Annotated in this window: 12 protein-coding genes, 1 rRNA gene and 1 riboswitch; of the genes, 1 reads left to right on the forward strand and 12 read right to left on the reverse strand. The window is 70.7% G+C overall.

Going from position 1 to position 14,169, the window contains the following annotated elements; translation table 11 throughout:
* Positions 1-6: 6 nt before the first annotated feature.
* The gene (gene gcvP / locus VIW71_RS11395) at positions 7-2,892 is read right to left on the reverse strand and encodes an aminomethyl-transferring glycine dehydrogenase (RefSeq protein WP_331621979.1); all 2,886 of its coding nucleotides are present in this window, start codon (positions 2,890-2,892) and stop codon (positions 7-9) included.
* A 185-nt stretch (positions 2,893-3,077) separates the two neighbouring features.
* Positions 3,078-3,187: riboswitch (glycine riboswitch) on the reverse strand.
* A 169-nt stretch (positions 3,188-3,356) separates the two neighbouring features.
* Between gcvP and VIW71_RS11400 the strand changes: the two genes are divergently transcribed.
* Positions 3,357-3,734, forward strand: a complete 378-nt coding sequence (locus VIW71_RS11400) for a PRC-barrel domain-containing protein (protein WP_331621980.1) — start codon at positions 3,357-3,359, stop codon at positions 3,732-3,734.
* Here VIW71_RS11400 and VIW71_RS11405 read toward each other — a convergent pair.
* From VIW71_RS11405 to rrf, 11 genes are all read right to left on the reverse strand, one after another.
* Entirely contained in the window at positions 3,650-5,122 is a 1,473-nt protein-coding gene (locus VIW71_RS11405) for a DNA polymerase IV (RefSeq protein WP_331621981.1), read from the reverse strand. The genes VIW71_RS11400 and VIW71_RS11405 overlap by 85 nt on opposite strands.
* Before the next feature lie 134 nt (positions 5,123-5,256).
* The gene (locus tag VIW71_RS11410; RefSeq protein ID WP_331621982.1) at positions 5,257-5,895 is read right to left on the reverse strand and encodes a MerR family transcriptional regulator; all 639 of its coding nucleotides are present in this window, start codon (positions 5,893-5,895) and stop codon (positions 5,257-5,259) included.
* 250 nt (positions 5,896-6,145) lie between these two features.
* A complete protein-coding gene (locus VIW71_RS11415; RefSeq protein WP_093716750.1) occupies positions 6,146-6,619 on the reverse strand; it encodes a bifunctional nuclease family protein in 474 nt (157 codons plus the stop codon).
* A gap of 178 nt (positions 6,620-6,797) precedes the next feature.
* Positions 6,798-7,571, reverse strand: a complete 774-nt coding sequence (locus tag VIW71_RS11420) for a MerR family transcriptional regulator (RefSeq protein ID WP_331621983.1) — start codon at positions 7,569-7,571, stop codon at positions 6,798-6,800.
* A gap of 46 nt (positions 7,572-7,617) precedes the next feature.
* Positions 7,618-8,448, reverse strand: coding sequence for an FHA domain-containing protein (locus VIW71_RS26550; RefSeq protein ID WP_414720728.1), 831 nt, complete (start codon positions 8,446-8,448; stop codon positions 7,618-7,620).
* A gap of 64 nt (positions 8,449-8,512) precedes the next feature.
* Positions 8,513-9,451: a DUF881 domain-containing protein gene (locus VIW71_RS11435; RefSeq protein WP_331621984.1), complete on the reverse strand. Its 939-nt coding sequence runs from the start codon at positions 9,449-9,451 to the stop codon at positions 8,513-8,515.
* A gap of 7 nt (positions 9,452-9,458) precedes the next feature.
* A complete protein-coding gene (locus VIW71_RS11440) occupies positions 9,459-9,791 on the reverse strand; it encodes a small basic family protein (protein WP_202237672.1) in 333 nt (110 codons plus the stop codon).
* Positions 9,788-10,729, reverse strand: a complete 942-nt coding sequence (locus VIW71_RS11445) for a DUF881 domain-containing protein (protein WP_331621985.1) — start codon at positions 10,727-10,729, stop codon at positions 9,788-9,790. Before VIW71_RS11445 ends, VIW71_RS11440 begins: the two co-directional genes overlap by 4 nt.
* A 63-nt stretch (positions 10,730-10,792) precedes the next feature.
* A complete protein-coding gene (locus VIW71_RS11450) occupies positions 10,793-13,288 on the reverse strand; it encodes a mannose-1-phosphate guanyltransferase (RefSeq protein WP_331621986.1) in 2,496 nt (831 codons plus the stop codon).
* Positions 13,289-13,311: 23 nt separating this feature from the next.
* Positions 13,312-13,920 carry a CDP-alcohol phosphatidyltransferase family protein gene (locus VIW71_RS11455; protein WP_331621987.1) on the reverse strand — a complete coding sequence of 203 codons (609 nt, stop codon included), beginning with the start codon at positions 13,918-13,920 and terminating at the stop codon, positions 13,312-13,314.
* 118 nt (positions 13,921-14,038) lie between these two features.
* Positions 14,039-14,155: ribosomal RNA gene (rrf, locus tag VIW71_RS11460) — 5S ribosomal RNA — on the reverse strand.
* Between the last annotated feature and the right edge of the window lie 14 nt (positions 14,156-14,169).

Consider the following 14,169-nt stretch of genomic DNA (forward strand, 5'->3'; position numbering starts at 1 on the left):
ACTCCATTAGGAATCGTACGCGTCCGGCGGCGGGCACGAGCAGACCAGGTTGCGGTCGCCGTAGGCCCCGTCGATGCGGCTGACCGGCGGCCAGTACTTGTCGGCCGCGACCACCCCGCCGGGGAAGACCGCCTCCTCGCGGCTGTACGGATGGGCCCAGTCGCCACCGAGCGCCGCCGCGGTGTGCGGCGCGTTCCGCAGCGGGTTGTCCTCGGCGGGCCACTCGCCGGAGGCGACCCGGTCTGTCTCGCCGCGGATCGCGATCATCGCCTCGCAGAAACGGTCCAGCTCGGCGAGGTCCTCGCTCTCGGTCGGCTCGATCATCAGGGTGCCGGCCACCGGGAACGACATGGTCGGCGCGTGGAAGCCGTAGTCGATCAGCCGCTTGGCGATGTCGTCGACGGTGACCCCGGTCTCCTTGGTGAGCGGGCGCAGATCGATGATGCACTCGTGCGCGACCAGGCCGCCGGGCCCGGTGTAGAGCACCGGGAAGTGCGGTTCGAGCCGCTTGGCCACGTAGTTCGCACTGAGCACGGCGATCTGTGTGGCGCGCTTGAGCCCGTCGGCGCCCATCAGCCGGACGTACGTCCAGGAGATCGGCAGGATGCCTGCCGAGCCCCAGGGCGCCGCCGACACCGGTCCGACACCGGTCTTCGGGCCCGCGGCCGGCTGGAGCGGGTGGTTGGGGAGGTACGGTGCCAGGTGCGCGCGGACCGCGACCGGGCCGACACCGGGGCCGCCGCCGCCGTGCGGGATGCAGAACGTCTTGTGCAGGTTCAGGTGCGACACGTCGGCGCCGAACTTTCCGGGACGGGCGAGGCCGACCAGCGCGTTGAGGTTCGCACCGTCCACGTAGACCTGGCCGCCCGCGGCGTGCACGGCGGCGCAGATGTCGGTGATGTTGTCCTCGAAGACACCGTGCGTGGAGGGGTAGGTGACCATCAGGACCGCGAGCCGGTCGCGGTGCTGCTCGATCTTGGCGTGCAGGTCGGCGACGTCCACGTCACCGTCCTCACCGGTCTTCACCACGACGACCTGCATGCCCGCCATCACGGCGCTGGCCGCGTTGGTGCCGTGCGCGGAGGACGGGATGAGGCAGACCGTACGGTCGGTGTCGCCGTTGGCGCGGTGGTACGCGCGTACCGCCAGGAGTCCGGCGAGCTCGCCCTGCGAGCCGGCGTTCGGCTGGAGGCTCACCGTGTCGTAGCCGGTGACCTCGGCGAGCTGGTCCTCCAGGCCGCGGATCAGGGCGAGGTAGCCGTCGGCCTGGTCGATCGGCGCGAACGGGTGCAGCGCGCCGAACTCGGGCCAGGTGACCGGCTCCATCTCGGTCGTGCCGTTGAGCTTCATCGTGCAGGAGCCCAGCGGGATCATGCCGCGGTCCAGCGCGTAGTCGCGGTCGGCGAGCCGCCGCAGGTAACGCAGCATCGCGGTCTCGCTGCGGTGCTGGTGGAAGACCGGGTGGGTCAGATACGGCTCGGTGCGCAGCAGGGCGGTGGGCAGCGCGTCCCCGGTGACCGCGTCCAGCGCGTCGAGGTCGGCGGAGACACCGAAGGCGGCCAGTACGGCGGCGAGCCGGCCGCGAGTGGTGGTCTCGTCGCAGGCGATGCCCACCTGGTCGGCGTCGGTGAGCCGCAGGTTGACACCGGCCTGGCGGGCTGCGGCGACGATCCCCGCGGCCCGCCCCGGCACCCGTACGGTCAGCGTGTCGAAGAATTCGTCGTGCACGACCTCGGCGCCGCCCGCGCGCAGGCCCGAGGCCAGGATCGCGGCATAGCGGTGGGCGCGGCGGGCGATCTGCGCGAGCCCGTCGGGGCCGTGGTAGACGGCGTACATCGCGGCCATCACGGCGAGCAGGACCTGCGCGGTGCAGATGTTGCTGGTGGCCTTCTCCCGGCGGATGTGCTGCTCGCGGGTCTGCAGGGCCAACCGGTACGCAGGGCGGCCGTCGGCGTCCACCGAGACCCCGACGAGGCGTCCGGGCAGGCTACGGGCGTAGGCGTCGCGTACGGCCAGGTATCCCGCGTGCGGTCCGCCGAAGCCCATCGGGACGCCGAACCGCTGCGTGGTGCCGACCGCGATGTCCGCGCCGAGCGCACCGGGCGAGGTGAGGACGGTGAGCGCCAGCAGGTCGGCGGCCACCGTGACGACCGCGCCCAGTTCGTGCGCGCGCTCGACGACCGGCCGCAGGTCCCGTACCGCACCGGAGGCGCCCGGGTACTGCACCAGCACGCCGAACACGCCGCGCTCGGCGATCTCGTCCGGGATGCCGTCGGTCAGGTCGGCCACGACGACCTCGACGCCGGTCGGCTCGGCGCGCGTCCGGAGCACCGCGGTGGTCTGCGGGAAGGTGTCGGAGTCCACCAGGAAGACGCCTTCCTTGACCTTGCCGACCCGGCGGGACAGCGCCATCGCCTCAGCCGCGGCGGTGCCCTCGTCCAGCAGCGACGCCCCGGAGGTGGGCAGCCCGGTGAGGTCGGCGACGACGGTCTGGAAGTTCAGCAGCGCCTCCAGGCGGCCCTGCGAGATCTCCGGCTGGTACGGCGTGTAGGCCGTGTACCAGGCGGGGTTCTCCAGCACGTTGCGCAGGATGACCGGCGGGGTGAAGGTGCCGTAGTAGCCGAGGCCGATCATGGGGACGAGCACCTGATTGCGGTCGGCGAGGGCACGCAGTTCGGCGAGGGCTTCGGCCTCGGTGCGGGCGGAGGGCAGGCCCAGCGCCTCGGCGCTCCTGATGGCGCCGGGCACGGCCGCGTCGGTCAACTCGTCCAGCGAGCCGTAACCGACCTGGGCGAGCATCTTGGCCTGCGCCTCGGTGTCCGGACCGATGTGGCGGTGCGCGAAGGGCACGCCGGCTTCCAGTTCGGCGAGGGAAATACGGCGATCAGTCATCTGCGGAGGCCTCCTGGTCTGCCACGACCTTCGGGGATGCCGCGGTGCGGGCACCCGTACGGCCTCCCCCTCTGTCATCAGAACCTGAGAGCTTCGCCGCCCGGCGGGGGCGGCTTTCACCGTCGGTGAGGACACGTCCCGGAGGCTGCGGTGCTTCCGAGGCAGGCCCTGCTTTCCAGAGTGACCTCACCCATGCGGTACGGGGTGCCTGAGAGATTCCGGGGAGGGTTTGCTCCTTCGGCGCCTCCGCCGCGCCCCTTGGGGCGCTCTCGGAGGACTCTCCCGCATGGGGTCTACAGCCATCGCCCAGCCTACCAGCGCGCCCTCGACCCCGGTCGGCGCGCCGGTCCGGGGGTCCGCCGCCCACGATGTGACTTTTGGTGGAAGTCAGCACAATTGAGGTAGTGGAGTGAGGAAGTGGAGCTGATGGCAGTCGGCATCAGCCGACGTTGGTTGGAGGGACCGTGCAGACCGACATCGATCCGCGCAGCCTGATCGGCCGTCGCGCCTTCGACCGCGACGGTACGAGGATCGGCACGGTGGACGAGGTGTACCTCGACGACGCGACCGGCACGCCCGAGTGGGCGGCGGTCCGGACCGGGCTGTTCACCCGGGACGCGTTCGTGCCGCTGGAGCCGAGCGAGCTGGTGGACGACGAGCTGCGGGTGCCGTTCAAGAAGGCGCTGATCAGGGACGCGCCGGATTTCGGGGTGGGCCGTCATCTCTCGCCGGAGCAGGAACTCCAGCTCTACCACCACTACGGTATGGAGGTGCCGCGGTCCGGGACGGACCGGACGGAGGCGCCCGGCCAGGACTTCGGGGAGCTGGCGAGCGGCGACTGAGGGGCGGAAGCGCCGGGATCGTCGGTGTCGTCGGGTCGTCCCGGGGCCGGCCCGCCGCCGCGCGCGGCGGGCACCAGCGGCAGCGGGTCGCTGCGGGAGAGAGCGGGGTCGAGCACGGCGAAGGTGCGCACCCGGCCCGGCGCGGAGTCGGAGGGCACCTCGAAGCGGACGGTGACCCGCCCCACGCCGCTCCCTTGCACCCACCCGGCCCCGTACTCCTCGTGCGTGACGTCCTGACCCGGCAGCCACCGACGGGACCGCTCGGGTGCCGGCGGCGGCACGGCGGGCAGTTCACCGGGGGCGGCCTCGCCGGGCTCGCGCTCTGCGGCGCTCTGCGCGAACAGGTCCTCCTGGGTGAAGTCCGCGAGCCCGGCGACGCCCACCCCGAGCAGCCGTACTCCCCCGGTGGTGTCCACGCTCTCCATCAGCCGGCGGGCGGTCTCCCGTACGACGGAGGGGTCGTCGGTCGGCGCGCGCAGCGTCTCGGAGCGGGTCAGCGTGGAGAAGTCGTACCGCCGCACCTTGACCACCACGGTGCGGCCCGAGCGGCCCGCGCCCCGCAGCCGCTGGACGCAGCGGTCGGCGAGCCGGTCGATCTCGTACCGCAGGCGCCCGCGGTCGGTGAGGTCGCTGTCGAAGGTGTCCTCGACGGAGACGGACTTCACGTCCCGGTCGGCGACCACCGGGCGGTTGTCGAGGCCGGCGGCCATGGCGTGCAAGGAGACGCCGTGCGCCTTGCCGAGCAGCCGCACCAGTTCGTGCTCTCCGGCGTGCGCGATCTCGGCGACCGTGACGATGCCGGCCTTGCGCAGGTGTTCGGCGGTGGCCGGTCCGACGCCCCACAGGGCGCGGACCGGCAGCGGGTCGAGCAGAGCCCGTTCGGTGCCCGGCTCGACCACCACCAGGCCGTCCGGTTTGGCCTTCTCCGAGGCGATCTTCGCCAGCAGCTTGGACCCGGCGAGACCCACCGAGGCGGTGAGCCCGGTGGCGGCCCGGATGTCGGCGCGCAGGCGCACGGCGGTCGCGCGCGGGTCCTCGTCCCGGCCGCCGGCCTCCAGGTCGACGAACGCCTCGTCCAGGCTGAGCGGCTCCACCAGCGGCGAGAGCGCGCCGAGCAGGGCCATCACGGTGTCGCTGACCTGCCGGTAGACGGCGAAGCGCGGTACCAGGTAGGCGGCGTTGGGGCAGAGCCGGCGGGCGTGGGCCATCGCCATCGCGGAGTGGACGCCGTGCACGCGTGCCTCGTAGGACGCGGTCGCGACGACGCCGCGGGGACCGAGGCCGCCGACCACTACCGGCTTGCCCCGCAGGCTCGGCTTGGCCGCCTGCTCGACCGCGGCGAAGAACGCGTCCATGTCCAGATGGAGGATGGTCGGCGCGCTTCTCACGCTTCTGATGGTGCCGCACGGCACCGACGTTCACCGTACGTCCGTACGGCGCGGCGGCCGTGATCGCCGCAGCGGACGTGGGCCGCAAGCGTGAGCCGTACACGTATACGCCACCGGCGCCGGGACGCGCGCGCTCAGACCGCTCTGTTGCGCCGCCGGGCCAGCTCGTCGGCGGGGTTGTGGCCGACCAGGGTCTCGCCGGTGTCGACCCGCTCGCCGTGCATCAGGGAGAGCGAGCTCTCCACGTCCCGCCAGACCACGCCGACGGCGATGCCGAAGACCCCCTGCCCCCCCTGGAGCAGGTCCACCACCTCGTCGGGCGAGGTGCATTCGTACACGGTGGCGCCGTCGCTCATCAGTGTCATCCGGGCCAGCTCGGCGGGGCCCACCGATCGCAGGTGCTGTACGGCCGTCCTGATGTTCTGCAGCGACACGCCGGTGTCCAGCAGCCGCTTCACTATCTTCAGGACGACGACGTCACGGAAGCTGTAGAGCCGCTGGGTGCCCGAACCGTACGCGGGGCGGACGCTCGGCTCGACCAGGCCGGTACGGGCCCAGTAGTCGAGCTGGCGGTAGGTGATGCCGGTCGCCGCGCACGCGGTGGGGCCCCGGTAGCCGATCTGCTGGTTCTGCCCGTCCAGTCCGTCCTGCCCGTCCAGTCCGTCCTGCCCGTCCGCGGGCGGTCCGCCGCCCGCGTCGGCAGCGGTGCGGGCCAGTGCCCCCCGGGTCGGATACGGGCCGCCGGTCGCCAGACCGTCGCCGGTGCTTCTCACGCCGCCCTCCGTCCCTTCACATCCCGTGGCCGCGCGCACGTGCCACGGGACTTTCCACCCCGACGGTAGGGAGTCGCCAGGGGTGCGTCAACGATCGCCACACTCGCCACGCCGAGTGATATTCACCCCAGGAGTGGTTTGATTCGACCGCAGGGCGGGAACGGCTCGTTGAATGCCCCATCGGGGGCAACTTTGCATGTTCGGTCCGGCCGCCCGGCACCCGACGCGCGCTCTGCCCGGCCGACCGCCGTCACTGGTTGCTGGTGCCGAAGTCCTCCGGCGAGATCTGGTCGAGGAACTCGCGGAACTTCTCCACCTCGTCCTCCTGCTCGTCCGGGATCGCGATCCCCGCGTCGTCCAGCACCCCGTCACTGCCGTAGATCGGCGTGCCGGTGCGCAGGGCGAGCGCTATGGCGTCGGACGGGCGGGCGCTGACCTCGACCCCGCTGGCGAACACCAGCTCCGCGTAGAACACGCCGTCCCGCAGGTCGGTGATACGCACCTCGGTCAGGGTCTGTCCCACCGCTTCGAGGACATCCTTGAAGAGGTCATGGGTGAGCGGTCGCGCCGGCGTCATGCCCTGCTGCGCGAAGGCGATGGCCGTGGCCTCCCCTGGCCCGATCCAGATGGGCAGGTACCGGTCGCCTCCCACTTCACGCAGGAGCACGATCGGTTGGTTGGAAGGCATTTCGACCCGGACACCCACAACGTCGAGCTCGTTCACACAGCAACCCTAGGCCGTGTCCGGCGGGTTTGGGTAGTCGGGCACGGCGCGGCGCGGTCACCTGCGGGTTTCGAACAGTCGGAAGTCCGCGTGCGAACGGCCCGAGGCGTTGTCCGAACAGGACCGGGTCCGTCTCCGGGAGGTCTGCCGCCGCGTCGGCCCGGGCCCGGGCCCTGTCTCAGCGCAGGCGCACCCGCAGCGCCGACTGCACCATCGCGGCGTGCAGCCGTACGGACAGGGAGGCCAGCTCGCGTGCGGTGACCTCGGCGTGGGCGCGGGTCTGCGGGTTGCGGTGCTTGCGCAGCGGCGCCACGATCTGCTCCACCAGGCCCGCCTCGCGGTCCGCGGCGGCCTTCACCGCCCGCAGGTGCCGCGGTTCGAGGCCGAACCGGCCGAGATCCACGATCAGCCGTCCGATGCCCACCGTCTCGGCGTCGTAGCCGCCGTCCCCGCCCACCTCCACCAGGCCGTACGACTCCCACTGGTCGAGTTCGGCCTCGCCGGCCCCGGTGGCGGCCAGCAGTTCCGCGCGTCCGAGTCTGAGGTGCGAGGGACCCCCGGGGTCGGCCGACGGCTCCAGGAGGGCCTCCAGGGAGCCGTCCAGCCCCTCCCGGGACTCCGCGGGCCCGGGCAGCGCGACCTGCTCACCGCGGTCCAGGGCGTCCAGGTGCTCCCTGATCACCCGCAGCGGCAGATAGTGGTCACGCTGCACCCGCAGCACGTACGCCAGCCGCTCCACGTCCTTGGCGCCGAACTTCCGGTACCCCGAGGGCGTGCGCTGCGGCTCCACCAGCCCCTCGGCCTCCAGGAAACGGATCTTGGAGATGGTGACCTCGGGGAACTCGTCCCGCAGCCTGCTGAGCACCGCACCGATACTCAGCAGGGCGCCGTCGCTGCCGGCGGTGCCGCCCGGGGCTCCGCCCCCACCGGCACCGCCCGACGTTCTCGGCATGAACACCTCCCCTGGGGGTCCCCCCGGACGGAGTCTGGGGGGAGGGTCAGATGCCCCGCTGGCTCGAGTAGAAGACCAACCGGTACTTGCCGATCTGCACCTCGTCGCCGTTGGACAGCCGGACCGAGTCGATCCGCTCCCGGTTGACGTAGGTGCCGTTGAGGCTGCCCACGTCGGAGACGGCGAAGCCGCCGTCCGGCCCGCGCCGGAACTCGACGTGGCGGCGCGAGACGGTCACGTCGTCCAGGAAGATGTCGCTCTGCGGGTGACGGCCGGCCGTGGTCAGGCCGCCGTCGAGCAGGAACCGGCTGCCGGAGTTCGGCCCGCGTCGTACCACCAGCAGGGCGGAGCCGATCGGCAGCGCGTCCACGGCGGCCTGCGCCTCCGGGGAGAGCGACGGCATCGGCGTCTGCCCGGTCGCCTCCGCGTCGTACGCCTCCAGCCCGGAGATCGAGATGGTGGACGTGGTCTCCGACGCACGCTCGCGGGGCACGCCGGCCCCGCGCAGGGGCGCGCCGCAGTTGGAGCAGAAGCGGCTGGCTTCCGCGTTGGTGTGACCGCACCTGCCGCATACCTGCAAGCCGAACCCTCCACCCGTGGTTGAGGTTGATGGTTCTCCGAAACCTATGCTCGCCGCGGATGCGGGGTCAACAGGCGCCACGCCGGGACCTGCGGAAAAGTCGCGGCCCGGGGCCTGCGGCCCGTTCCGGAACAGGGGGCGCTCCGCCCCCTGGACGCCTTCGTCGGGCGCGTGCCGTGGGGCACGGTGGCGGGCCGTCGCCGGGTCACCCGACTGGCGCGCGCTCTTGCCGAACAACTTCCCAAACAACTTCACGGGCGTTTCCCCTTGAAAGAAGCAGACCCGCCCGTGGGGCAGGACGAACCCTCGCTACACACAGTTTCCACCACAACGCACCCCACCGATGCCCCGACCCCCCGCCTCACTGGGATGACCGAGCGTAGTCAGGCTGCTGCGGGGGTCGCAAGGCGTCCACGACGATCTTCTGCGACCGGACCACATCGGCCGTGGCCTGCTCCTTCTCCAGCGTCTGCACCACCCCGCCGGGAATGTTCAGCGCCGGCTCCAGATCCTGCGGATTGCCGATGACCTTGAACGCATAGGGCTCCGCCAGTTCGCGCCCGTCGATCAGTACCCCGTCCGTACCCTGCGTGAAGTACGTGTCGGCGACAACCCGGACGTCATTGATCTGGATCGCCTCGGCACCGGCCGCCCGCAGCTCCTGGAGCGCGTCGAGCAGCGTGTCCGCCTCGACCCCGCCGTGCGGGTCGGTGATGGTGAGCGTGATCCCCGGGCCCTGCGCGGCGGTCGTACCGGCCAGCACGCCCAGCTCCCGCGCCTTCTGACGGGTCTGCTTCAACGCCTCGGCGGCCTGGTTCGAGCTGGACTCCAGCTCGGAACGCTGGCTCTCCAGGCCCCGCTTCTCGTCCTCCAGGCGCTGGCTGCGGTTGTCCAGCTCGGTGAGGATACGCACCAGGTCCTCCTGGCGGGCACCGCGCAGCGTGCCGCTGTCGCTGGTCGAGCGCACCTGGATGGCCAGCCCCAGGCCCAGCACGAACAGCAGCAGCGCCACGATGAGCTGCGCCCGCGACAGCCGCGGCGGCCACAGCCCGGCCATCAGCCGCTGCCGTCCGGTCGCCGTCGCGCCGCGCGCGGGCCGGTGCGCGGGCTCCTCGCCGGGGGCTCCGGCCGCTTTCCCGGCGCCGTCGCCGGTGCGGGCCCCGGTCCGGTCGGCATCGGCACGGCCGTCGCCCCGGGCGTCGTCGGTACGGTCCTGTGGCACGTCTGCGCCGGGGGCCCGCGTACGGTCCTCGGGCGGCGGCTCGCTCTTCTCGCCGGGCTGGTGGTTCTCGTCACTCATTCGATCGTCACGCCCGGAAGACATGGCGGCGGATCGCCGCCGCGTTGGAGAAGATCCGGATGCCGAGGACGACCACGACGCCGGTGGACAGCTGCGCGCCCACACCGAGCTTGTCGCCGAGGAAGACGATCAGGGCGGCGACGACCACGTTGGACAGGAAGGAGACCACGAAGACCTTGTCGTCGAAGATCCCGTCGAGCATCGCCCGCAGGCCGCCGAACACGGCGTCGAGCGCGGCGACCACGGCGATCGGGAGATACGGCTCGACCCCCGAGGGCACCACGGGGCGGACCACGAGTCCGACCACGACTCCCACGACGAGGCCCAGTACGGCGATCACTTCGAACCCTTCCCATCGACGGCGGCGCCCGCCTTCGGATTGCCGGCGACCGGCGTGGCGTACCGCACGATCAGACTGGGCGCGGCGGCCAGCCGGAGGTCGTCCTGGACGCTGATGCTGGACCGGATCCCGTAGTTCTCCTGCAGTACGTGCAGGTACAGGCCGTCCGCGCTGTCCTGGAATGCCGTGCTCAACCGCTTCCCGTCCCCGATCGCCAGCACCGTGTACGGCGGCGCCAGCGGCTTGTTGTCGACCAGTATGGCGTCACCGGCGGCGCGGATCGCCGACAGTTGGGTCAGCCGCTGCCCGTTCACGGTGATCGCCTCGGCGCCCGACGACCACAGCCCGTTGACCACGCGCTGCATGTCGCGGTCGCGGACCCGTCCGGTGTCGGAGAAGCCGCTGCTGGCCCGCGGGCCGCCGCTGTCGCCTCCCGATGCCGCCTTGGCGTCGTCCACCACCAGCTTCACGCCGGGACCGTGCACGGGCGTGGCCGCCGCGAGCAGTTCCAGCAGCCGGTTCTCGCCGCCGCCGTGGTGCTGGAGGGCGGCCTGCTGCTCGGCGGAGACCGTGTCCCGCAGCGCGTCGACGTCCTTCTGGAGGGCGTCGGCGCTCCTGGTCTCGGTCTGGATCCGGTCGATCAGCTTCTGGCGCTCCTTGGCCTCGGTGGGCGCCGACACCTGGGCCTGGGCCGCGCCCAGGGTGACTACGACCGCGGCGAGCACCAGCCCGGCCGCCAGCCCCAGCTTTCCGCTGAGTGTCCTGGGCAGCCGGGAGGTGCCGACCTCGCCACTGCGGGCGGCGGCCTCCGCGTAGCCGTCGTCAAGACTGTGCTCCATGACGTTGGTGAGCAGCGACATGGAGAAGTCCGGGCGCCGCTGAGCAGCCCCCGGCACGGGGCTGCTCCGATCGGGTCGCTGCTGCGGCATGCCGCACATCGTCGCACGTCGGGGCCCTCACACTCGAATGGCCCCCTCCTGACGCGCCACTCGCGCGCGGGATCACCGCCCCGCGCTCTCCACGACCTCCGACCACTCGTCGAGCAGGGCCTGGGCGGAGGCGTCGTCGGGCCCCTCCGCCCACAGGTGGGTGACGGCTTCCGCGGGATCGGGCAGCACCATGACCCAGCGCCCGTCGGACTCCACGACCCGCACTCCGTCCGTGGTGTCCACCGACCGCTCGCCGGCCTCCTCGACCACCCGGCGCATCACCGAGCCCTTGACCGCCCACGGCGTGGGCACGTCCCGCTTCAGGACGTGGGCGCGCGGGATACGGGCGTCGATCTGGCTGAGGGTGAGCTGCGTGCGCGCCACCAGTCCGATCAGCCGTACGAAGGCCGCGGCGCCGTCGAAGACGCTGCTGAACTCGGGCACGATGAAACCGCCGCGCCCGTCGCCGCCGAAGATCGTGCCCTCTTCCCGGCCCACCCGGGTGAGGTCGTCGGGCGAGGTGGTGGTCCAGGTGACCTGGGTGCCGTGGTATGCGGCCACCTGTTCGCCGATGCGGGTCGTGGTCACCGGGAGCGCCACCCGGCCGCTGCGCCGCTCGGCCGCGACCAGGTCGAGCATGACGAGCAGCGCCCGGTCGTCCTCGACGATGCGGCCGCGCTCGTCCACCAGGGACAACCGCTCGCCGACGGGATCGAAGCGCACGCCGAACGCGGCCCGGGCCGACGAGACGATCTCGCCGAGCCGTGTCAGCCCGGCCCGGCGGCTCTCCTCGGTCTCGGTGGGACGGCCCTCGTCCAGGCCGGGGTTGATGGTGAGCGCGTCCACCCCGAGCCGGCCGAGGAGGCTGGGCAGTACGAGGCCCGCACTGCCGTTCGCCGCGTCCACGACCACTTTCAGGCCCGAGTCGGCGATTCCGGAGATGTCGACGGCCCGCAGCAGAGCGCCGGTGTAGGAGTCGAAGACGGTGGCCGGGAAGGTCAGGTCGCCGATCTCACCGGGAAACGCCCGGCGGTACTCCTGGCGGGCGAAGACGCGGTCCAGCTTGCGCTGCCCGCCGGCCGACAGGTCCGCGCCGCGCTCGTCGAAGAACATGATGTCGAGCGAGTCCGGGTGGCCGGGCGTGGTCCTGATCATGATGCCGCCGGCGCTGCCGCGTGCGGTCTGCTGGCGCGCCACGGGCATGGGCACGTTCTCCAGGTCCCGTACGTCGATAGCGCTGGCCTGCAACGCCGAGATGACCGCCCGCTTGAGCGCACGGGCACCACGGGAGTGGTCGCGGGCGGTGGTGACCGTGGCGCCCTTCTTGAGCGTCGTGGCGTACGCGCCCGCCAGCCGCACGGCCAGCTCCGGTGTGATCTCCACGTTCAGAATCCCGGAGACGCCTCGGGCGCCGAACAGATGTGCCTGACCGCGGGATTCCCAGATGACGGAGGTGTTGACGAAGGCGCCGGCCTCGATCGTCTTGAACGGGTAGACCCGTACGTTGCCGGCGATGATCGATTCCTCGCCGATCAGGCACTCGTCACCGATAACGGCACCGTCGTCGATCCGCGCGGCCCGCATCACATCGGTGTTCTTGCCGATGACACAACCACGGAGGTTGGTGCCCTGCCCGACGTAGACATTGTCCGCTATGACGGCTTTGTGCAGGAATGCGCCCGTTTTCACTACGACGTTGGAGCCGATGACGCTGTGCTCGCGGATCTCGGCGCCGGCTTCGACCTTCGCGTAATCACCGATGTAAAGGGGCCCGCGCAGTATGGCGTCGGCGTGCACCTCGGCGCCCTCGGCGACCCAGACGCCCGGCGATATCTCGAAGCCGTCGATGTCGACATCGACCTTGCCCTCGAGGACATCGGCCTGCGCCTTCACATAGCTTTCGTGGGTGCCGACGTCCTCCCAGTACCCTTCGGCGATGAAGCCGTAGACCGGCTTGCCCTCCTTCATCAGTTGCGGGAAGACGTCCCCCGACCAGTCGACGGGCACATCCGGCTCGACGTAGTCGAAGACCTCGGGCTCCATGACGTAAATGCCGGTGTTCACCGTGTCGGAGAACACCTGACCCCAGGTCGGCTTCTCCAGGAAGCGCTCGACCCGGCCCTCGTCGTCCACGATGGTGATACCGAACTCCAGCGGGTTGGGCACCCGGGTCAGGCACACCGTCACCAGTGCGCCCTTCTCCTTGTGGAATTCGATCAGCTCGGTCAGGTCGAAATCGGTGAGGGCATCGCCCGAGATCACCAGGAATGAGTCGTCCTTCAACGCCTCTTCGGCGTTCTTGACGCTTCCGGCCGTCCCCAGCGGCTTTTCCTCGTTCGCATAGGTAAGTTCCATCCCGAATTCCTCGCCGTCCCCGAAGTAATTCTTCACCAGGGAGGCGAGGAACTGGACGGTGACCACCGTCTCAGTGAGGCCATGGCGCTTGAGCAGCGTCAGCACGTGCTGCATGATCGGTCGGTTGACCACGGGCAGCAACGGTTTGGGCATACTCGACGTCATTGGGCGAAGGCGGGTACCTTCGCCGCCGGCCATAACAACCGCCTTCATGTCGGTAACGTCCTCCTCGTGACTCAGTCAGCCATGGTGTCCGCCCTGACGAGTCGCCGGACCTGCACCACGTAGAGGATCCCTGCCCACCAGTACAGGGTTGTACCCCAACCTGCGAACGCCCAGCCGAAAACAGACGCCAGGGTCGCGAGCCACCCGCTGCCGTCGCTGAGCAGCAGCAGCGGAAAGGCGTACATGAGGTTGAAGGTAGCCGCTTTCCCGATGAAGTTCACCTGGGGTGGGCCGTAGCGGTGCCTCCGCAGAATCAGCAGCATCAGGGCCATCATCGCTTCACGTGCCAGCAGCAGCCCGGTGATCCACAGCGGGAGGATCCCCCGCCAGGTGAGCCCCACCAGCGTGGACAGTACATACAGACGGTCCGCGGCCGGGTCCAGGATCCGGCCGAGGCTGCTGATCTGATTCCACCTCCGGGCCAGCTTCCCGTCCAGGTAGTCACTCACGCCACTGAAGGCGAGTACGAGCAACGCCCACCCGTCGACCTTCGGTCCGCCGAACTCGGGCCACAGAATCAGCCACAGGAACACCGGCACACCGACCAGGCGGGCCATACTCAGGATGTTCGGGATCGTGAAGATCCGATCCGTTTGCACCCGCGTCTCCTGGACCTCCACCGGGTCCCCTCCTGCTGTATGTACCGTGCGGACGTTGCGGGCCGACTCTACCCCAACGCAAAAAAGGTCTGGCCTCGGATCCCGTCCAGGATCCGAGGCCAGACCTCTATCAATATTTGTTCGGCGGTGTCCTACTCTCCCACAGGGTCCCCCCTGCAGTACCATCGGCGCTGAAAGGCTTAGCTTCCGGGTTCGGAATGTAACCGGGCGTTTCCCTAACGCTATGACCACCGAAACACCATGAAACAC

The organism is Streptomyces sp. (genome assembly GCF_036524955.1).
Lineage (GTDB): Bacteria > Actinomycetota > Actinomycetes > Streptomycetales > Streptomycetaceae > Actinacidiphila.